Origin of the sequence: Gordonia desulfuricans NBRC 100010 (genome assembly GCF_001485495.1) — a bacterium.
Lineage (GTDB): Bacteria > Actinomycetota > Actinomycetes > Mycobacteriales > Mycobacteriaceae > Gordonia > Gordonia desulfuricans.
On record NZ_BCNF01000076.1, the window covers coordinates 1 to 19,049 of the forward strand.

Below are 19,049 nucleotides of genomic sequence, written 5' to 3' on the forward strand. Positions count from 1 at the left end.
GAGCGCCGGCTCCGGTACCACGGGCCCGAGCACCGGAGCGGGCTCCGCCGACACCCCCGACCGGCAGCCGAACACGAACGCCGACACCGCGGTGGCGGCCGATGCCCCGGTCACCCGGCCGGAGGCCGCACCGCAGACGGGTACCCCGGCGCTCACCGGGGTGCGCGGATTCCTCGTCGACACCGCGCCCGGTGGCCTACTTCTACTCGGCGCGCTGGCCCTCGTCGGCAGCGGCCCGTTCCTCGACGCGCTGCGCACCACCCGCTTCTGAGTCGGGCACAACCGAACCCGTCACCGCCGCATCTCCTGCGTCCGAATCCCGGGCGTCCGAATCCTGGGCGTCGGAATCCACCGCACCCGACTCCGCCGTTGCCGCCGGATCTGTTGCGGGCGAATCGTTTTCGGCAGAATCGACCACGTCGGCGTCGTCCGCACCCCGGCATGCGAGGAGTTCGGCGGCCGTCGGCAATCGCAGGACGTCGGCCGAGTCCATCCATTCACGCAAGACCTTGGTGGCCTGGACGTCGTCCTCGTTGTACTCCAGCAACCGGTCCCGCTGGGTGAGGTCGAGGACGGCGTCACCGATCCCGACCGCCGCCCGGTACCAGTCCATCGACGCCGCACCCCCCGCCTCGGCATCACGCCAGGTGAACCCGGCGACCGGGGCGATCTTCTTGAGCCCCTTGCCCTGTGGGCAGATGAAGTTGGTGCCCACCGCCTCGTAGATGTCGACCCATTCGGCCGAGCCGATGAACGCCTCGACCTCCTTGCGGCGGGGGATGCCGGGCGCACCGGCGAATCGGTCGGCCGACCCCAGCAACCACCGGTTCTCGGCCTGCTGGGAATAGCAGTACGCGGCAAACGTCTTGCCCGCCTCGTGGGCCTGACGGCGCTCGACCATCAGCCACCGCCAGAACTCGGCGAACGATCTCGCCTCGTCTCGGGTCGGCAGCGGGTCCCAGGTGGCGAACGCGCGGTACACAACGGGCCGGTCGGTGTCGACGTTGTCGGTGAGCAGGGTCCCCCACAGGTAGGCGCCGTCCTCGCCGAACGACTCCATGTCGACGTCCACCTCGACGTCGGCGCGCGCAACCTGCGGCCGCTCGTGCCTGCGGATGAGCGGGGTGTCGGTCAGCCAGGCGATCGCGTTGACGATCGCGTCGTCGAATGCCACGTTGCCGGGCCAGTTCACCGGTGCGGGGCCACGGTGATGGGCGAGCTGATCGATCGTGGTCAGGCCGATCTCGGCCAGCGCATCGGCCTGGTTTCCGGCGGCGACGAGGCTGATGTCGCGGCGTTCGGCCAGTTCCGGTCCGCATCGGCCCCACCACACGCAGCTGCGGCATTCGCCGATCCGGCGCGGCGTGGTGACCAGTCGGCCTGCGGCGATGGCCTGACGCCGCTCGAACACCGTGCGGTAGTCGTCGAGCAGCGGTTGCATGCGATGTACGACGATGCAGTCGGCGTCGAGGCCGATCACCCCGGCCCGCAACTGCTCCTCGTCGTCGGCGGCCGCCAGCCCGGCGTCGAGCAGCATCTGGGTCAGTTGCGCCAGTCGTAGCTGATCCCGCCGGTGGTTGCGGCCCACGCGGTACGGGTCGGGGGTGGGCACCCATCCCCACAGGGGGCTGGTCCGGAAGACGGTCGGTTCCCCGGCGAGGTCGCGGCGGGTCTTGGCCGGGTAGCTGACCCGATGGTTGACGACGATGACCGGCAGGTACCCGCCGTCCACCCGCACCAGCAGTTCGGAGTGGCCGCGGCGGCCGGTGGCGCGGTCGGTGGGCAGGGTGGCGTTCCAGATCCACTCGGCACCGGCGGCGCAGGCCGCGAGGGTCGCCTCCGCCCGCTGCGGCGTGGGGCCCGGGTCGATCACCACAAAGGCGCCCGGCTGGTCGGTGTGCATGGAGGCGAGCAGGTCACGGACACGATCACGATGCCGGCCCGCGGCCTCGGTGCGGCGTGCGACATCCGGGGGCTGCGGCCGGTCGCGGACCAGGTCCGGGTGCGCGACGTCGAGTGCAAGGCGGTGTTCGCACCCGGCGAGATCCCGCGGATGCAGCATCGGCACCGCCACTCTGTCCCTCGTTTCCCCGCCCGCTCGGGCGCATCGGTCATCCAACTCCGGTTCGGCCGGGCGTCGCCGACCTCCTCTGCCGAGCCTATGTAATGCTTGACCGTGCGGTGTCTGCTTCACGCCCGCGCGCCGGCCCGGTGCGTCGTGGTATGGGCGGCCACCATCCGGCGTTTTCGCAGCGAAAGGTTGCCCTGATGGGTTTGTTCTCGTCCGACGGTAAGACCCGCGCCCAGCGCAAGGCCGAACGCAAGGCGCTGAAGGCGAAGGCCAAGTACGAGGCGAAGTTCGAGTCCAAGGACCGCCGGAAGGCCGCAAAGGCCGAGCGCAAGGCCGAGCATCGCTTCCGCGAGCAGGAACTCGCGCTCGAACGCAAGAACGGCCGCAAGCTCGCCAAGGTGGAGCGTAAGAACGCCAAGGCGCAGGTCAAGATCGCGCAGGCGGAGGCCAAAACGGTGGCCGCCGAGGCCAAGGCCGCCGCCGACGCCAAACCGTTCAGCCCTGCGAGTGTGCGCCGGTACCTGACCGTCGCGCGGATGGTCGCCCCCATCGTCGCACCGATCGCCTACCGTGCCGCGGTGGCCGGACGCGGGCGGATCGCGGGCCTGCAGGCCGAGCGAGCCGGCGTGGCCCCGGGACTGCTGAGCCAGTACTCCGGCCACGGCGCACCGTTGGCCGCGCGCATCGCCACCACGCGCACCTCACTGCAGAAGGTCGCCGCCCAGGACTCCTCCGCCGACTCGCGGGCCTTCGTCGCCGCGATGACCAAGCGTCTGGACAACCTGTCGATCGCGGTCGACGCCGCGGAGCCGATGTCGGCGGCACAGCGCCGGACCGCGCATCGGGCGATCACCGACGAGCTGAGTGCGATCGACGCCGACATCCTGGCCCGGCTGGGCGTCCGGGCCTGACCCGCACATCCACACCAGAACCGAATCGGACACCGGCCACTAGGATGGTGGCCTACCGCAGCAGACGCAAGGGAGCGATCAAGCCATGAGTGAACCGGATCCGACCACCGCTGCGTCCCCCACCGATTCGACACCCGCCGGCGGGTCGTCGGCCGCGAAGGCCCCCGAGAACAAGAACACCGAGCAGAAGACCGCGGCACAGAAGGCGCCGGCCAAGAAGACACCGGCCAAGAAGGCCCCGGCGAAGAAGGCCGCCGCCTCGACCACTGCGAAGAAGGCGCCGGCCAAGAAGGCGCCGGTGAAGAATGCCGCGGCCAAGAAGCCGGCGACGGCGAAGAAGGCCGCGAACAAGGCCCCGGCCAAGAAGACTACCGCCAAGAGCGCGCCGCCGAAGTCCGTTCCGCCGGTAGGGCTTCCCGCCGACGACGTCCTCGAGCCGACCCTCCCGCTCGACGTACCGCCGCACCCCGCCCCGAAGCCCGCACCCGCCCCGGCCGAGCGGGGCGGGTCTGCCACCTCCGGGCAACCGGCACCCGAAGCCGTTGCGCCGGAATCGGTTCCGGCGCAACCTGTTGCGGCCGAGAAGGTTTCCGATACTCGTACGGAGGTCACCGCCGATCCCCGGCCCGCCGGCCCGGCAGGGCCGACCGCGGATGCAGCGGCCGAGCCGGTCGTGGATGCCACGGCCGAGCCGGTCGTGGACGTGGTGGCCGAATCCGACGCGCAGCGGGCCAGTTTCGCCCAGCTCCGCGCCGGCGCACCGACCGAGCTGCCCTACCCGCTGCCGGTGCCGGCGATCGTCGGGGGCATCCTCGCCGCGCTGCTCGCGGTGCTGGTCATCCTTCGTCGTCGTCGCTGATCGAGGCCACCCTCGCCAGGATCGCCTCGGCAACCACCTCGGGACGGCGCTGCGGAATCCAGTGGTCGACGCCTTCGAGTACACGGAACTCGTAGGGCGCATCGACCATCGCGGCGCAGCCGCGAGCACCGGCGCGAGACAAGAAGATGTCGCGGTCGGCCCACATGTAGGTGGTGGGGACGGTGATCTTGCGGCCGTACAGGGACCGATCACCCAGGCGCATGGCGCGATACCAGTTGAGACCGCCGGTCAGGGCACCGTATTCGACGATGTCGGTGCGCAGTGTCTCGGTGAAACCGGGTGACCCGATCTGCGGTCCCCGCCCCGACGAACCGGTACTGATCAGCCACTCGGGCAGCCGCGGGATCTGGAACAGTCCCATGTACCACGACCGCAGGAGCTGCCCCCGCGGCATCGCGCGCAGGTAGGCACCCGGGTGCGGGACGGCGAGGGCGGTCAGCGTGGCCACCCGATCGGGGTGATCGGCGGCCACCGCCCAGGCCACGGCCGCACCCCAGTCGTGACCGACGAGGTGGACCCGCGGGGCGTCGAGCGCGTCGGCGAGTGCGATCACGTCGGCACCCAGCTCCGACATGCGGTAGTCGCGCACCTGGCCGGGCCGGGCCCGCGGTGAGTACCCGCGCTGGTCGGGGGCGACGGTGCGCAGTCCCGCCTGGTTGAGGATGGGCGTCACCGATTCCCAGCACGACGCCCGCTCCGGGAATCCGTGCAGCAGCACCACCGGGATGGCCGAATCGGCCGGCCCCGAGTCGATGACATCGAAAATGTATCCGCCCCTGCTGAATTCAGTGATCATGACAGGACATCACCCCTCCGCTTCGTCCGTATCACCGACTGTCGGTATCCGTCCGCGCCGACGGAAGGTCGCCGCGGGCGTAGGACGCCGGTGGTGTCCCGACGATACGCGTGAACGCACGGATCAGGTGGGACTGGTCACTGAAGCCGAGCCGCACGGCGGTATCGGCCCAGTCCACCTCCCCACCACGGTTGGCGACGGCGGCGACGTCGAGCACCCGGAATCGCTGGATGACCCATTTCGGGCCGATCCCGACGTAGTCGCCGAACTGACGCTGCAATGTCCGCAGACTCACGCCCGCGATCTCGGCGAGTTGCTCGGCACGGGTGATGGTCGCATCGCCCTCGGCGATGTCGACGAATGCCGCGATCCGGTCGATCATCGGGTCCGCGGTGGGGCCGAGTCCGATCAGCCATTCCGTTGCCCGCCGGGTGAGCTCGGCGTCGTCGGGGTCCGGGTCGAGCAGGTCTGCCGCGATCGGCCGGTCGTCGACGCCGAGCACCTCCTGCAACGGCCGGACAGATCTGCTCAGGGCACTCACCGGGCCGTCGGCGAATCCGCGGAAACCGCCGGCCCGAAAGGCGATTCCGACGACGTGCCCGTCGCCGAGCAGGGTGCGGGCAAAGCTGTTGTCACCCACCCCGTGGACCGACAGCCGGCCGTCCTCGGCGGCCACGTGGATCACCGGTTGCGGGATCACCTGCTGCACATGGGGTTCGCGAACCGACCACCGGACGATCCAGAGGTAGTCCACCCAGTGCGCGAGTGCTTGCGGGGGCGCATGGCGCCCCACCCGCAACGGCAGACGCGTGCCGCCCCCGATGATCGCGCCCTGTCCCCGCCCCTCGGGGGCGTCTGCTGCCACGGGATCCAGTGTCGGGGGCGCTGTCGCGTTTGTCCAAGAATCCTGGCCGGCCCGGCGCGACGATGAGTTCATGACCACCTCATCACGCGCCCGATCCCACACCGCCACAGCCACTTTCCAGGTCTCGTCCTGGACGGAGAACCCGGTCTACACCCGCGACGACCGCACCGTCGAGATCAGCGGGGTGCAGTACCCGGCGCACGGGTTCACCCGCGCCGACGTCGGCTACACCTATTCCGGCGACCTCAGTGGCCGGGGCACCCTGGCCTATCTGATCGCCTACATCGAGGGTGCCGCGGCGCCGACCACCGGCTTCGAGGTCTTCGAGGGATCCATCGACGGCCACGAGGGCACCCTGGTGTTCCGCCACGACGGCACCCACGACGCCGTCGGCGTCCACGAGCGGCTGACCATCGTCGAGGGTCTCGGCACCGGCGGGCTCGAGCGGATGCGCGGCCACGCCGACATCGAGATCGCCGGACACGACGACGGCGGCTACCCGATCACCGTGGAGTACACGATCGAGTAGCCGCCGTCGGGGCTCAGGAGGGTCGTCGGGTCAGATCAGCTTGTAGACGGTTTGCCCTCCGACGGTGGTGGCGGTGAAGTTCTCCGACACCCACTGCGAGATCTCCGAGTTGCCGCCGGGTCCGCCGCCCTGGCCGCCGCCGATGTAGTAACCGATCTGGCCGTCGGCGACCATCTGCTTGAACTCGTCGAGGGTCGGGGCGGGGTCGCCGCTCCAGCCGCCGATGGCCATCACGGCCTTGCCGGTGGCGATCTCGATCCCGGCCGCCGACTGCGATCCGTTGGTCGCGGCCGCCCACTTGGTGTCGGTGGCCTGCAGCAGTGTCACCAGCTCGGTGTTCGACGAGGTGTCTCCGCCCGGGCCGCCCATCCCGCCGCCACGACGCTGGGACTGCGACTGCTGGGTCCCGTTCTGCTGGGTCCCGTTCGGCGCCGTCGAGCCGGACTGGCCGTTCTGGCCGTTCTGGGTCGTACCGTTCTGGGTCGTACCGTTCTGGGTCGTACCGTTCTGGGTCGTCGTACCGTCCTGCGAGGGTCGGGTGCCGCCGCCCGGACCGCCGCCGCCGGGGCCGCCCATTCCGCCACCGGCCATGTCGGTCTGCACCGCGGTCGGGATCGATCCGCCGTGGGCGGTGGCGGCTGTGGCGATCGAGAAGGCCGCGGTTCCGCCGAATCCGGCGAGCGCACCGGCGATCACCGAGGCGACCAGCATCTTCTTCATCCCGAGCAGGCTGCCCGCGATCACGCCGACGATCGCCAGGATCGCCACCGCGCCGATCAGCCAGCGGCACCAGACGGGGCCCCAGTCGTTGCGGTCGAGCAGCACGATCGACCACCAGCCGGCCAGTCCGATCATCGCGCCCAACGCGATCCGGCCGTCCCAGTTGGCGCGACGCCGCCAGGCGAACACCCCACCCATGCCGACCAGTGCGCCGATCGCCGGTGCCAGCGCCACCGTGTAGTACGGGTGGATGGTGCCGCTCATGTAGCTGAAGATCATGCCGGTCACCAGCAGCCAGCCACCGAAGGCGACGATCGCCGCGGACTCGATGCGGTTGACGCCGTTGCGGTAGCCGAACACCGGGAAGCTGCGGATCATCAGGTACACGCCGAAGGCGACGACGAGCAGCGCCACGGGCAGCAGCCAGGAGATCTCGTTGCCCATCTCGGAGCTGAACAGCCGGTTGAGTCCGGTCGAGCCGCCGAACGAACCGCCGGCCTGTCCGCCACCGGCGCCACCGCCGCCGGGGCCCTCACCACCGCTGATCCGGCCGATGCCGTTGTAGCCCAGCACCAGATCCATGAACGAGTTGTCGGTGGAGCCGCCGATGTAGGGGCGTGAGCTCGCCGGGACCAGCATGGTCACCACCACGAACCAGCCCGCCGACACGATCATCGCGACGGCCGCGCCGAGCAGGTGCAGGATGCGACGGACCCAGCCGTTGTTCGCGAACACCAGGTAGGCCAGCGCGAACGCGGGCAGCACCAGCAGTCCCTGCAACATCTTGGTGAGGAAGGCGAAGCCGAGGGCCACGCCGACCAGTGCGAGCCAGCGGCCCGAGTTGGTGCCGACGGCACGCACCAGGCAGTACCCGGCGGCCACCATCAGCAGCACCAGCAGCGCGTCGGGATTGTTGAACCGGAACATCAGGGCGGCGGCCGGGGTGAAGGCGAGTACCGCACCGGCGATCAGGCCGGCCGCGGTCCCCTGCCGCGAATCGGCGAACACGCGACGCATGGTGGCGTAGAGCAAGGCCACCGAGAGCACACCCATGATCGCCTGCGGGGCGAGCACGGCCCACGAGTTCATCCCGAACAGGCGCACCGACAGTCCGGTGACCCACAGCGAGGCCGGGGGCTTGTCGACGGTGATGAAGTTCGACGGGTCCAGCGCCCCGAAGAACCATGCCTTCCAGCTCTCCGAACCGGCCCAGGCGGCCGCCGCGTAGAAGGTGTTGGCGTAGCCGCTGGCCGACAGGTTCCAGAGGTAGAGGACGGCCGTCGACGCGAGCAGCCCGACGAGACCGAACCTCCCCCAGGGCAGTGATCGGCCGGTGCGGCGACGCTCCGGTGGCGCGGTGTGGTCGGATGGCGGCGAGGTGCTCGCCCGGTCCAGTAGTGCGGTCATTCTTCCTCCTGAGCGGATGACTTCGGTGTCCACCGTGCGCCGTCGCTCTCCGGCGCCGCTGGCAGCAAGCTGGGAGAAGTCTGTGAGCGCCGCGGTACATGTGTCGTCGGTCACAGGTAGGGTGTGTCCTACCCCACGAGATTGGATTTTGCGGCGTTCGAGGCGAATTCTGGATACTGCAGGAAATCCCGAACCACGAGGACAACATGGCCACCTCATTCAGCCGGCAGCGGACCGCGCCGTATCGGCCCTGGTCGTCTAATCCCCTCATGCGCCACGGCGACCGCGTCATCGCCTGGATCATGTTCACCATGCTGGTGATCGTGCTGGTCGCAGTACCCCTGTGTGCGTGGGCCGGGATGGGGACCTACCGGATGGTGACCGAGCGTGCCGAGACCGCCGTCCCGGCCACCGCGACGGTGGTCAGCGTCGCCGCAACCGACCCGACGTCGGCCGAGTCCGCGGCATCGGTGGTGTGGCGTCAGGGCGAGACCCAGTACACGGGGATGACCCAGGTTTCGCGTGCCACCCGGACAGGTACGCAGGTACCGGTCTGGACGACTCCGGACGGATCGCGGCTGACCGATCATGCCGGTCCGTTCGAGCGGGTCTTCTGTGGTGTGTGGGTCGGTCTGACCGCCTGGATCGCCGCGGCAGCCGCAGCCCTCGGCATCGCGGTGCTGCTGCGCCGCCGCATCACCCGACAACTCGCCGACGACTGGGACCGCGAGTGGCAGCAGGCGGGTATCGCCCCCCACGGGTGGGCGTCGCACTAGAGAGCCGCACCACCATCGCGGTCGTGCGTCGTCACGATCGGAGGTGGTCGCCTTCCGACGTCGGCCGGCGGAGGTTTCGACACGTCTCGTCGCTCCGCTCCTCACCGGCTCAACCAGCCATCTCCGATGGTCAGCCCGCGTCGAGACCCGACAAGCCACCTCCGATGGTCGAGCCGGGACCGAGCCGCCAAGGCGAGGACCCGTGTCGAGACCCCCGCAACCCGACAACCCCAACCACCCACCCCCGACGCCGACCACCCGCCCCCGTCGATCGCGCAGGACGTTGTCGCGAGAGCGACGGAGCCGGCCCTACCCGCGCCCGACCACCGGCACGAAGGCGTCGGTGGCACGGCCGTGCAGCGTCGGCGAGATCTCGTTGATGAAGTCGAGCACCTGTTCCTTCTCACCGGCCGGGTATGGGGTCGGGACGTAGTCGTTGTAGGACTCGGTCCGTGAGACCCGAGTGGGGATGACCTTGAAGTCGACGCCGCGGACCTGCTCTCCGGACATCCGGAACCGGGTCTGCAGGATGAACGTCCGTTTGTCGGTGGGATTGCTGTTGCCGCCGAACGAGAAGTTGCCGAACGAGTAGGCGATGAGTTTGCCGCGGTAGATCTCCATCGACTGGATCACGTGCGGATGGGTGCCGACGACGAGGTCGGCCCCGGAGTCGATGGCGAGGTGGGCCAGTTCGGTCTGCACGCCGTAGGGCTGGTGTTCGGACTCGATTCCCCAGTGCATGAACGGGATCACCACGTCGGCGCCGTCGGCGCGCAGGGCCTTGATGTCGGACACCAGCTTTCGCCGCATGTCGGCGTCGTCGGTCCAGGCCTGGTAGCCGACGAACCCGAACCTCACGCCTTTCACGGTCGCGAGGTGACGGTAGTCGTAGTCCGATCCCTCACCGGCATAACCGGTTCCGAAGAACGGGACCCCGGCACCGCGAAGTGCGGCGAGGGTGTCGTCGAAGCCGGTCTGTCCGTAGTCGAAGGTGTGGTTGTTGGAGACGGTCACCACGTCGATCCCGCCGGCCGGCAGCGTCGCGGCCAGCGCCGGGCTGCCGTGGAAGTGGTAGACCTCCCCCTCGCCCTTGTACCGCTTGGTGAGCCGATCGGTCAGGGCCACTTCGAAGTTGGCGACGGTGAGGTCGTCGGTGTCGAAGTAGCGGCGGACGTTCTGGAAGAAGAAGTCCGGGCGTCGGCCGTTCTGCGCCCACACCGTCGGCAGGCTCGTCGCGGACGAGAAATTGTCGTCGGTGCCGAGGATGTTGTCACCGGTGAAGCTGACCACCAGGTCCTGGTCCACCGGCGGTGCCGGGATCGGTTCGGACACGGCCACGATCTCGGCGGCGACCCCGCCGGCCGGTACCGCCGACGCCGCGACGAGTGCCCCGCTCACCGCGACCAGGACGGCACCACAGAGCACCGACCGTCGCGACATGCGGGCACCACGACCCGACAACCAACCGAACACCCCTGACATCCAACCGGATCCGGCGGGTTGCGGCCTGTCCTGCGTTCAGGGGAATCCCCGGTTCCCGACGGTGACCCGGGTCACCGTCGGGCCTGTCGTGCGGTCGGGATGCCCTACCGCCCGGGCAGGTACTTCAGCGCCCGCATGGCCAGCGGGGTGACCGCGCGATACACGCCCTGCGGGATGCCGGGGGCCCGGTCGATGCCGAGGAAGCGCTGTTCGGCGATGGTCTGCGATTCGGTGTACTTCAGCAGACCCTCCTCACCGTGCCGGCGGCCGACGCCGGAGATCCCCATGCCGCCCATCGGGGCCGCAGTGGACGCCCACGCCGCCGCATACCCCTCGTCGATGTTGACGGTGCCCGCCCGCAGCTGCTCGGCGATCTGCTGCGCCTGGGCGCTGCTGCCGGCCCACACGCTGGCGTTGAGGCCGTAGGGGGTGTCGTTGGCGAGGGCGATCGCCTCGTCGACGGTGTCCACCGGGTACACCGACACCACCGGCCCGAAGGTCTCGTCGCCGTAGCAGGTCATCTCCTCGGTGACGCCGGTGAGCACGGTCGGCTCGTAGAAGAACGGTCCGAGGTCGGCGCGACGCTTGCCGCCGGCCAGCACGGTGGCGCCCTTGGCGACGGCGTCGGCGACGTGCGCCTCGGCGGTCTCGACCTGTGCAGCCGAGGCCAGCGATCCCATGTCGGCCGAGAAGTCGTATGTCGCATCGAGTTTCATGTTGCGGACGTACTCGGCGAACTTCGCGGTGAACTCGTCGGCGATCGACTTCTCGACATAGAGCCGCTCGATCGAGATGCACAGCTGCCCGGAGTTCGAGTAGCACGCCCGTGCCGCTCCCTCGACCGCCTTGCCGATGTCGGCACCGGCGGTGACGATCATCGGGTTCTTGCCACCGAGTTCGGCGGAGAAACCGATGAGGCGTCGGCCGGCCTGCTCGGCCAGGGTCGCGCCGGTCGCCGACGACCCGGTGAACATCACGTAGTCGGTGGTGGCGACGATGGCCTGGCCGACGACGCTGCCCGGCCCGGGCACCACCGCGAACAGTTCCCGCGGCAGCCCGGCCTCGTACAGCAGCTCGGCGAGCGCCAGCGCACAGTAGGGGGTCTGGCTGTCGGGTTTGATCACCACACCGTTGCCCGCGACGAGCGCGGCCACCGCGTCGGAGACCGCGAGCGTCAGCGGGTAGTTCCACGGGCTGATCACACCGATCACACCCTTGGGCTGGTGCCGCACCCGCACGCTGGTGGCGCCGGGGATGACGCCCTTGACCTTGCGGTCGGCGAGCAGCTTGGGCCCGACGGTGGCGTAGTGCCGTGCGGTCAGCGCGACGTCGAGCACCTCTTCCTGGGCGTATGCCCGCGCCTTGCCGGTCTCGGCCTGCGCGATGTCCATCAGCGCACCGGCGTTGCGGTGGACCAGTTCGGAGAACCGGTCGATCACCGATGCGCGGTCGGCGGCGGTCCGCGCGGCCCACGGCTTCTGGGCCAGGCGCGCACGGGTCACCGCGGTCTCGAGGTCTTCGGCGGTGCCGACCGGGATGGTCGCCATCTCCGCGCCGCTGAACGCCTCCAGGACGGGGCGGGTAGGCCGGTCGGCGGCGTCGTCGATCGCCACCAGGGCACCGAGTCGGGCGAAGTAGTCGGCGGTGGGTCTGGGCATCGCGAGGACTCCTCTGCGGGTTGGGGCGGTCGGGCGTGGAAGGGCTTCGGACGGGAGGTCCGGATCAGGCCGGTGCGATCGGACCGGTCAGATCACACTGCGGCGACGAGGACGATGCCGTCGTCGTCGGAGTAGGCGATGTCGCCGGGGACGAAGGTGATGCCGCCGATCTCCAGGGGCACGTCGCGCTCACCGGCACCGGTCTTGGTGGACTTGCGCGGGTTGGTGCCGAGCGCCTTGACGCCGATCTCCATCCCACCGATGGTCTTGGAGTCGCGGATCGCGCCGTGGGCGATGATGCCGACCCAGCCGTTGGAGCGGCCGAGTTCGGCGATGAGGTCACCGACGAGCGCGGTGTGCACCGATGCGTCGCCGTCGATCACGAGGACACCGCCGGGGTTGGACTCGCCGAGGATCGACTTGAGCAGGGCGTTGTCCTGGAAGCAGCGGACGGTGGTGATCGGTCCGACGAACTCGCGCACGCCGCCGTACTGGGTGAACTGGGTGTCGCAGCTGCGCACATCGGCGCCGATCTCGTCGACGAGGTCCGCGGTCGGGGTGAAGGTGAGTTCGGTCATGCCGCCCAGCATAGGCGGTGCCCCGACTAGGTGTTACGCGGCTCCACACCTACTGGCCCGCAGTCCGGCGGTCGACGGCGACGCAACCCCTTGCGGGCGCGAACTCTCGCACGTCTACCCGGCGACGCCGACCAGCCACCGGACGATCCCGGTCGCCGCCGACGGTTGGGACGGCAGCAGCGCATGCGTGGTCGCGTGGGTCGCCACCGTGACCGCACTGCCCTGCGCGCGATAGCGATCGGCCAGAGCCGCCACGGTGGGCGCCGGTGCGACCGTGTCGAAGGTGCCGGCGTCGAGGCGGATCGGCAGATCCGGCCGAATCCGCAGGCCGGCGACATCGTTGCGGTCGACGAGGTCGATGATCGCGCGTCGGGCCTGTTCACCACGAGAACCGAGGAACCCCGACGGCGCGAGCCCGCCGAACGAATCGGGCCTGATCAGCCCGGAGTAGCACCGCGTCTCGATCTGCGCCAGGAGATGCCGCGCCCGCGGGCTGAGACCACCGTCGACCATGAGCGCCGCGAAGTCCGGGCCGGCGGCCATCCCGCCGCTGATGACCAGCGCGGCGAGCCCGGTCAGCTCCGACACCGCCGGGCCGGCGACGGGGATCTCGGCGAACGGTTCGAAGGCGTCGACGATGCCGCTCGGGGGTGCCACCGCCGACACCCCGCGCAGGTGCAGACCCCGCCACTGCGATTCCGGTGCGCCGGCGGCGAACAGTGCTGCGACCGCGCCCTCGGAATGACCGGCCACCACCACATCACGGCCGATCCGCGGGTCGGCCCGTGCGACGGCCACCGCCGCGTCGATCGCCGAGCGGGCCAGCGAGTGCCCGATCAGGTACGGATGCGGCCCCGGACCGCCCAGCCCCTCGAAATCCGGTCGGACGACGGCGAACCCGCGTGCCAGCAGTCCCGACACGATCTCGTCGCCGGTGGTCATCGCCGCGACGTCCGGGTCACCCGATCGCGCCCCCGAGGGCGCGCACGCGTCCGCGCCACCGGTCGTCTCGTGGTTCCACACCGCCAGGGGCCACCCGCCGGCCGGCGGGACGCCGCGTGGCAGCAACAGGGTCCCGGTCATCTGCGTAGGCGTACCGCGTACCGAGATCGAGGTGTAGCGGATGAAGGTGGTGCTCGACGCCGCGGGCAGGGCCACCACCCGGTTGTGCACGGGATGCGATGCGACGACCCTCGGATCGGAAGTCCCTGCGCCCGGGACACCGTCGGCGGCCGCCACCCCGGCAGCCGTGGTGAGCGCCACCGCCAGCAACACGGCCAGCGCGGCACTCATCGCCGGAATGTGCTTCGCACGCAAGGTCGAGCCGATCCTCACCATCGCAGGTGATGTTCCCATCACCGCCACGGTCATGCCACCGGACGAGGCCCTGCCGCCCCGATTCCCCCCGTTCGGGCGACAGTCCGGACCGGCCGGTCACCCCTCGTCGGGCTTGACCAGCGGGAACGGCAGCGATTCGCGGATCGACTGCCCGGTGATCAGCATGACCACGCGGTCGACGCCCACGCCGAGCCCGCCGGTCGGCGGCATCGCGTACTCGAGGGCCTGCAGGAAGTCCTCGTCGAGTTCCATCGCCTCCGGGTCGCCGTCGGCGGCCAGGATCGACTGCTCGGTGAGCCGGGCCCGCTGTTCCACCGGGTCGGTCAGCTCGGTGTAGGCGGTACCGAGCTCGACCCCCCACGCCACCAGGTCCCAGCGCTCGGCCACCCCGGCACGGCTGCGGTGTGCGCGGGTCAGCGGCGAGGTGGAGGTGGGGAAGTCGGTGTAGAACGTCGGGAACGTGGTGCGGTCCTCGCCGAGGTGCTCGTAGAGTTCGAGCACCAGCGCACCGGCATCCCAGTCGGGGCGGTGGGCGATCTCGAGACGATCGCAGATCCGGCGCAGGTCGTCGGCCCCGGTCTCCGGGGTGATCTCCTCCCCCGCCCCCTCCGAGACCACCTCGTGGACGGTTCGTACCGGCCACTCACCGGAGATGTCGATGCGTTCGGGATTGCCGTCGGCGTCGGGGCGGATGATCACCGGCTCGCCGTGCGCGGCGGTCGCCGCGAACTGGATCATCTCCCGGGTCAGATCCAGCATCTTGAGGTAATCGCTGTGCGCCGCATAGGCTTCCAGGCTCGTGAACTCGGGGTTGTGACTGAAGTCCACCCCCTCGTTGCGGAAGTTGCGGCCGAGCTCGAAGACCCGTTCCACACCACCCACACACAGCCGCTTGAGATACAGCTCGGGCGCGATCCGCAGATACAGGTCCAGATCGTAGGCGTCGATGTGCGTGCGGAACGGGGTGGCGTTGGCACCGCCGTGAATCCGTTGCAGGATGGGCGTTTCCACCTCGAGGTAGTCACGCGCGGCGAGGAAATCGCGCAGCGCCTTGACCACCACACTGCGGGTCTGCAGCAGCCGGCGACTCTCCGGGTTGATCGCGAGATCCACATACCGTTGACGCACACGGGATTCCGGATCGGTCAGACCCGCCCACTTGTCCGGCAACGGCCGCAGGCATTTGCCGTTGATCCGCCACGCGTCGATCAGCACCGACAACTCACCCGACCGGCTGGCGCCGACCACGCCGCGCGCCTGGATCAGGTCACCGAGGTCGACGTCGCAACCGAAGTCGGGGGTGCCGGGGATGATCGCCGACTCCTCGACGAGCAGCTGCACCTGCCCCGACCAGTCGTGCAGGTCGGCGAAGACCACCTTGCCGAAGTCACGAATCCGGGTCACCCGCCCGGCGATGGTCACCTGCGTCCCGGCCGGCGCGGCGACGGCCTGCGCGACGGTGTGGCTGGGGGCGTCGCCCGGCGGATAGGGATCGAATCCCTCCTCGATCAGCCGCTCCAGCTTGGTCATCCGGACCCGCACCTGCTCGGGGCGGCGCACCTCGCCCACCTCGGCGTCGGCCTCCTCGCGCAGCGTCGCGATCAGGGCGTCGACGTCGACGGCGGCCGGGACCGACGGTGTCCCGTCACCGCGCTGCCGGGTACGGCCGAACGACGGCAGCCGGATGAACCCCTCGGTGACCACCGAGGCGATCCCGGCGCGGGGCAGCATCCGTGCGTCCTCGAAGCACAGGAACCGGGGTTGCCAGTCCGGCAGGTACTTGGCATTCGACTTGTACAGCGACTCCATCTGGAAGAAGCGGGACCCGAACACGAGTGCCGAGTAGGTCGCACGCATCACCGGTCCGGCACCGATCTGCCCGCCCTGCTCGAAGAACGCACGGAAGGTGGCGAAGTTCAGCGAGACGTCGGCGATGCCGAATCGGTCGGCGTCCCGGCACAACTCGCTGACCATCGTCTCCACCACGCCGTTGGGGCCGGTGCGGTCGCGCCGCATCAGATCCAGCGAGACGCCCCGACGACCCCACGGCACGAACGACAGCATGCCGATCACCCGCTCGTCGCCGTCGGAACCGGGTTCGATCGCCTCGACCAGCAGGCAGTCGCCGTCGGCGGGGTCGCCGAGCCGGGACAGCGCCATCGCGAAGCCCCGTTCCTCGTCGGTGTCGCGCCACGCCTCGGCCCGCTCGACGGCGGCCGCCATCTCCTCCGCCGACAACTCGCCGTGCCGGCGGATCCGCACGGTGACCCCGGCACGGCGGGTGCGGGTGACCGCCTGACGGACACCCTTCATCGCGGCGCCGCGCAGGCTGTACTCGGCGGTGTGCAGGATCGCCTCGTCACCGATGTTGAGGGTGCCGAATCCGGCCGCGTCGTAGGCCTCGGCACCCCGTTCGCTCGCACCCATCGCCGCCGGATGCCAGCCGTAGCGTTCACATTGGGTGAGGAACTCGGCGATCGCACCCGGCCACGAGTCGCGGTCGCCGATCGGGTCGCCACCGGCCAGGCACACACCGAGTTCGACGCGGTAGGTGATGGCCGCCCGGCCGTCCGGTGCGAACACCACCGCCTTGTCGCGACGGGTGGAGAAGTAGGCCAGCGAATCGTGCTCACCGAACCGGGTGATCAGCGCACGGATCAGTCGCTCGTCGGCGTCGGTCATCAGGGACTTGAGCCGCTGCGACCGGAACAGCACCATCGCCGCGGCGATCAGGGCGATCGCCCCGAACAGGCCGAGTAGCCCGTTGATGAACGCCGGTGCGTGATGGCCGTCGAAGGTGCGCTGGTCGATGGTCGCGAAGGCCACCACCCGGTTGAACGCGTAGGTGAGTTTCTCGCCGGGGACCAGGGAGCCGGGGACGGCCCAGACCAGCGCCCAGCCGACCAGGGTGGCCACGCCCAGTCCGGCGATCAGCACCACGACGGCGCGCAGCAGCGCCCCGCGGCGCACCCGGGTGTAGAACTGCCGGTAGGTGGCGATCAGGAACACCAGGACCACCACGTCGACGCCGAGGCCGATCCAGATGTTGACGCGTTCGCTCTCGGAGATCGCGAAGTCCTGGCTCACCGGCGGCAGCAACAGCAATGCATTGCCGATCATGAACAGCACCAAGTAGATCACGCAGATCCACCAGGCGATGCGTTTGCGGGAGGCGAGCGCGATCGCGACCAGTGCCAGCACGTACGCCCACGCGAAGCTGGTGTCGGGCATGGAGATCAGATAGCTGTCGATGTAGTCGCGGGGGTGATGGATCCAGTGCCGGAAGAACGGGAAGATGCTCGACAGCAGCGCGATGGTCGCGAGGACACCGAGGACGGTGCCGGCGATACGGGGTGCGCGATGCCCGAATCCTCGTGGATGCCGGATGCTCTCGAGGAGATCCGCGGACCGACGATCTGCCGGGGTACGCGTGGGTGGGGTGATGACCGCCATGACGGACAACCGTAGTCGGCGCCCGGGCTCGCGGCAGCCATCTGTGTTCGGCAGGATGGCATTCGTGTTCGACGTGGAGATCAGAGATCAGGGCATCCGGCTGGGCCAGTTCTTGAAGCTGTCCAGCCTCATCGAATCCGGTGCGGAGGCCAAGGAGGTGATCGCCGACGGTCTGGTGTCGGTGAACGGCGAGGTGGAGACCCGCCGGGGGCGGCAACTCGAGGTCGGTGATGTGGTGGAGTTCGCCGGCCAGTCCGCCCGGGTCACCCGCGGCTGACCCCCGACGGCCTTCGATGACTTCGGCCGGAGATCCCTCCGGCCGGAGATCCCTCCGGCCGGCGCAAGAGGTTCAGCGCGGGAGGGTCAGCGCGGGAGGCGTTCGAGCTCGGCGGCGGTCACCAGTCGTTCGGCCTCGGCCGGGAACATCTGCGACCGGGTGCGGCGCCGGCCGATGATCGAGCCCAACATGGACGGCCGCCGCAGGCCGTTGGCGGTCTTCGGATGGGGGAAAGTCGTGGTCAACTTCATCACGGAACATCCCTGAATTCGAGATAGCGGATCTATCGTTTCAATTACTGTAGCGGACCTTCTCGGCGCCGCCGACTTACCCGTTCCATCGATCATCGCACCACGTTCGTTACCCTTCCGGGAGCGACGCGCGTCACACTTCATCCCCTCAGAGGACGTTCCGGCGCCGAATCCGCAGCGTCCGGGACCCCTGCCGTCAGGCCAGACCGGCGAGGTAGTCGTGCGCCCACTGCACCGCGGTCACTCCCGGCTTCACCTCGAACCGGGTGTAGTCACCGTGCGAGCCGGACTGGATGAACCGGTTGAAGGCGATGATCTGCTGCCGTGCGCGCGCATTCGACAGTTCCTCGACGATCCGTCCCGGCCCGCCACCGGTGAGCATCTCCGCCACGATCGCACCGGCCTCGGCCTGATACTGGGCCATCTGGCTCGGCGTCGGATCGCTCGTCTCGGCGAGATAGCCGACGATGCGCGTCAGGTAGTAGTCGCGCGGGGTGTTGCAGTACAGATCGGTCGGAATGCAGATCGTGCGGGTCCTGGCGGTCAGCCAGCCCATACCGTTCACCCGGGGACCACCGCTGCCCTGCCCGGTCAGCGGCGGACCGACCAGCGGGTCCTTCGACGACCGGCGCGGATCGGCGAGCAGCACCACACCGGCGACCTGTCCGGGCCTGATCCGTTCCCGGCCGGTGCCGATCTCACTGGCCACGTCACCGGCGGCGTCGGCGCCCTGGCTGTACCCGGTCAGTGCGATCTTGGTGCCCGGGCATCGTCGGAGCATGGTGGTGGCCAGTCCCTTGACGTTGTCGACGGCCTGCGCCTTGGACTTGCCGTAGATCGCCGACTCCCACGGGAAGGCGGTGGCGTCGTAGCCGACGTAGGTGACCTTGGTCTCCGGACCCAGGCCGGAGGTGACCGGACCGAGCAATCCGGGGCCGTCGTTCGACCAGGTGCCGGGCACGGCCAGCACATACAGCTTCGGACAGTCCGCCGCTGCGGCATGACCTGCGGAGAGCACCGCGCCGACGATCCCGATGATGACGGCCATCGCCGCCAC

Annotated in this window: 16 protein-coding genes and 1 pseudogene; 6 read left to right on the forward strand and 11 right to left on the reverse strand. The window is 69.7% G+C overall.

The genetic code is table 11. The features are described from left to right. Positions 1 to 271 (forward strand): annotated as a pseudogene (locus GD1_RS25025) (hypothetical protein); the annotation flags it as partial. On the opposite strand, the gene GD1_RS12965 reads toward GD1_RS25025, so the two are convergent. After that, positions 203 to 2,074 (reverse strand): TM0106 family RecB-like putative nuclease, encoded by a 1,872-nt coding sequence (locus tag GD1_RS12965; protein ID WP_244882700.1) that lies wholly within the window; start codon positions 2,072 to 2,074, stop codon positions 203 to 205. The pseudogene GD1_RS25025 and the gene GD1_RS12965 sit on opposite strands and share 69 nt — an antisense overlap. 194 nt (positions 2,075 to 2,268) lie before the next feature. Between GD1_RS12965 and GD1_RS12970 the strand changes: the two genes are divergently transcribed. After that, positions 2,269 to 2,982, forward strand: a complete 714-nt coding sequence (locus GD1_RS12970; protein WP_053778563.1) for a DUF6474 family protein — start codon at positions 2,269 to 2,271, stop codon at positions 2,980 to 2,982. An 85-nt stretch (positions 2,983 to 3,067) separates the two neighbouring features. Beyond that, positions 3,068 to 3,841 (forward strand): hypothetical protein, encoded by a 774-nt coding sequence (locus GD1_RS25220; RefSeq protein WP_059037376.1) that lies wholly within the window; start codon positions 3,068 to 3,070, stop codon positions 3,839 to 3,841. Here GD1_RS25220 and GD1_RS12980 read toward each other — a convergent pair. Beyond that, entirely contained in the window at positions 3,819 to 4,658 is an 840-nt protein-coding gene (locus GD1_RS12980; RefSeq protein ID WP_059037378.1) for an alpha/beta fold hydrolase, read from the reverse strand. The genes GD1_RS25220 and GD1_RS12980 overlap by 23 nt on opposite strands. 31 nt (positions 4,659 to 4,689) lie before the next feature. Further along, a complete protein-coding gene (locus GD1_RS12985; protein ID WP_059037380.1) occupies positions 4,690 to 5,523 on the reverse strand; it encodes a helix-turn-helix domain-containing protein in 834 nt (277 codons plus the stop codon). 70 nt (positions 5,524 to 5,593) lie between these two features. Here GD1_RS12985 and GD1_RS12990 point away from each other — a divergent pair, with 70 nt between their 5' ends. Continuing rightward, positions 5,594 to 6,052 carry a DUF3224 domain-containing protein gene (locus GD1_RS12990; protein WP_020792401.1) on the forward strand — a complete coding sequence of 153 codons (459 nt, stop codon included), beginning with the start codon at positions 5,594 to 5,596 and terminating at the stop codon, positions 6,050 to 6,052. 30 nt (positions 6,053 to 6,082) lie between these two features. Here the strand turns inward: GD1_RS12990 and GD1_RS12995 are convergent, their stop codons facing one another. Further along, on the reverse strand, positions 6,083 to 8,179 hold the full coding sequence (locus GD1_RS12995) for an ArnT family glycosyltransferase (protein ID WP_059037382.1): 2,097 nt from the start codon (positions 8,177 to 8,179) through the stop codon (positions 6,083 to 6,085). A gap of 206 nt (positions 8,180 to 8,385) precedes the next feature. On the opposite strand from GD1_RS12995, the gene GD1_RS13000 reads away from it, so the two are divergent. Then, a complete protein-coding gene (locus GD1_RS13000; RefSeq protein ID WP_059037384.1) occupies positions 8,386 to 8,955 on the forward strand; it encodes an Rv1733c family protein in 570 nt (189 codons plus the stop codon). A 309-nt stretch (positions 8,956 to 9,264) separates the two neighbouring features. On the opposite strand, the gene GD1_RS13005 is transcribed toward GD1_RS13000, so the two are convergent. The 5 genes from GD1_RS13005 to lysX form a co-directional block, all read right to left on the reverse strand. Beyond that, a complete protein-coding gene (locus tag GD1_RS13005; RefSeq protein WP_083534153.1) occupies positions 9,265 to 10,395 on the reverse strand; it encodes a CapA family protein in 1,131 nt (376 codons plus the stop codon). A gap of 146 nt (positions 10,396 to 10,541) precedes the next feature. Then, positions 10,542 to 12,095, reverse strand: coding sequence for a succinic semialdehyde dehydrogenase (locus tag GD1_RS13010; protein WP_020792515.1), 1,554 nt, complete (start codon positions 12,093 to 12,095; stop codon positions 10,542 to 10,544). 92 nt (positions 12,096 to 12,187) lie between these two features. Next, the gene (gene rraA, locus GD1_RS13015; RefSeq protein WP_020792514.1) at positions 12,188 to 12,685 is read right to left on the reverse strand and encodes a ribonuclease E activity regulator RraA; all 498 of its coding nucleotides are present in this window, start codon (positions 12,683 to 12,685) and stop codon (positions 12,188 to 12,190) included. 102 nt (positions 12,686 to 12,787) lie between these two features. After that, positions 12,788 to 13,966, reverse strand: coding sequence for a lipase family protein (locus GD1_RS13020; RefSeq protein ID WP_059037396.1), 1,179 nt, complete (start codon positions 13,964 to 13,966; stop codon positions 12,788 to 12,790). Between the two features lie 141 nt (positions 13,967 to 14,107). After that, positions 14,108 to 17,464: a bifunctional lysylphosphatidylglycerol synthetase/lysine--tRNA ligase LysX gene (gene lysX, locus GD1_RS13025; RefSeq protein ID WP_059037388.1), complete on the reverse strand. Its 3,357-nt coding sequence runs from the start codon at positions 17,462 to 17,464 to the stop codon at positions 14,108 to 14,110. A gap of 55 nt (positions 17,465 to 17,519) precedes the next feature. Between lysX and GD1_RS13030 the strand changes: the two genes are divergently transcribed. After that, entirely contained in the window at positions 17,520 to 17,741 is a 222-nt protein-coding gene (locus GD1_RS13030; protein ID WP_053778892.1) for an RNA-binding S4 domain-containing protein, read from the forward strand. An 86-nt stretch (positions 17,742 to 17,827) separates the two neighbouring features. Here the strand turns inward: GD1_RS13030 and GD1_RS24735 are convergent, their stop codons facing one another. Further along, on the reverse strand, positions 17,828 to 17,995 hold the full coding sequence (locus GD1_RS24735) for a hypothetical protein (RefSeq protein ID WP_157079467.1): 168 nt from the start codon (positions 17,993 to 17,995) through the stop codon (positions 17,828 to 17,830). Between the two features lie 193 nt (positions 17,996 to 18,188). After that, the gene (locus GD1_RS13035) at positions 18,189 to 19,040 is read right to left on the reverse strand and encodes a cutinase family protein (protein ID WP_059037398.1); all 852 of its coding nucleotides are present in this window, start codon (positions 19,038 to 19,040) and stop codon (positions 18,189 to 18,191) included. Between the last annotated feature and the right edge of the window lie 9 nt (positions 19,041 to 19,049).

Coding starts and splice junctions, on each gene's coding strand:
- GD1_RS12970 (WP_053778563.1), top strand. CDS start 2,269: ATGGGTTTGTTCTCGTCCGACGGTAAGACCCGCGCCCAGCGCAAGGCC.
- GD1_RS25220 (WP_059037376.1), top strand. CDS start 3,068: ATGAGTGAACCGGATCCGACCACCGCTGCGTCCCCCACCGATTCGACA.
- GD1_RS12980 (WP_059037378.1), bottom strand. CDS start 4,658: ATGATCACTGAATTCAGCAGGGGCGGATACATTTTCGATGTCATCGAC.
- GD1_RS12990 (WP_020792401.1), top strand. CDS start 5,594: ATGACCACCTCATCACGCGCCCGATCCCACACCGCCACAGCCACTTTC.
- GD1_RS12995 (WP_059037382.1), bottom strand. CDS start 8,179: ATGACCGCACTACTGGACCGGGCGAGCACCTCGCCGCCATCCGACCAC.
- GD1_RS13000 (WP_059037384.1), top strand. CDS start 8,386: ATGGCCACCTCATTCAGCCGGCAGCGGACCGCGCCGTATCGGCCCTGG.
- GD1_RS13005 (WP_083534153.1), bottom strand. CDS start 10,395: ATGTCGCGACGGTCGGTGCTCTGTGGTGCCGTCCTGGTCGCGGTGAGC.
- GD1_RS13010 (WP_020792515.1), bottom strand. CDS start 12,095: ATGCCCAGACCCACCGCCGACTACTTCGCCCGACTCGGTGCCCTGGTG.
- rraA (WP_020792514.1), bottom strand. CDS start 12,685: ATGCTGGGCGGCATGACCGAACTCACCTTCACCCCGACCGCGGACCTC.
- GD1_RS13020 (WP_059037396.1), bottom strand. CDS start 13,966: ATGAGTGCCGCGCTGGCCGTGTTGCTGGCGGTGGCGCTCACCACGGCT.
- lysX (WP_059037388.1), bottom strand. CDS start 17,464: ATGGCGGTCATCACCCCACCCACGCGTACCCCGGCAGATCGTCGGTCC.
- GD1_RS13030 (WP_053778892.1), top strand. CDS start 17,520: ATGGCATTCGTGTTCGACGTGGAGATCAGAGATCAGGGCATCCGGCTG.
- GD1_RS13035 (WP_059037398.1), bottom strand. CDS start 19,040: ATGGCCGTCATCATCGGGATCGTCGGCGCGGTGCTCTCCGCAGGTCAT.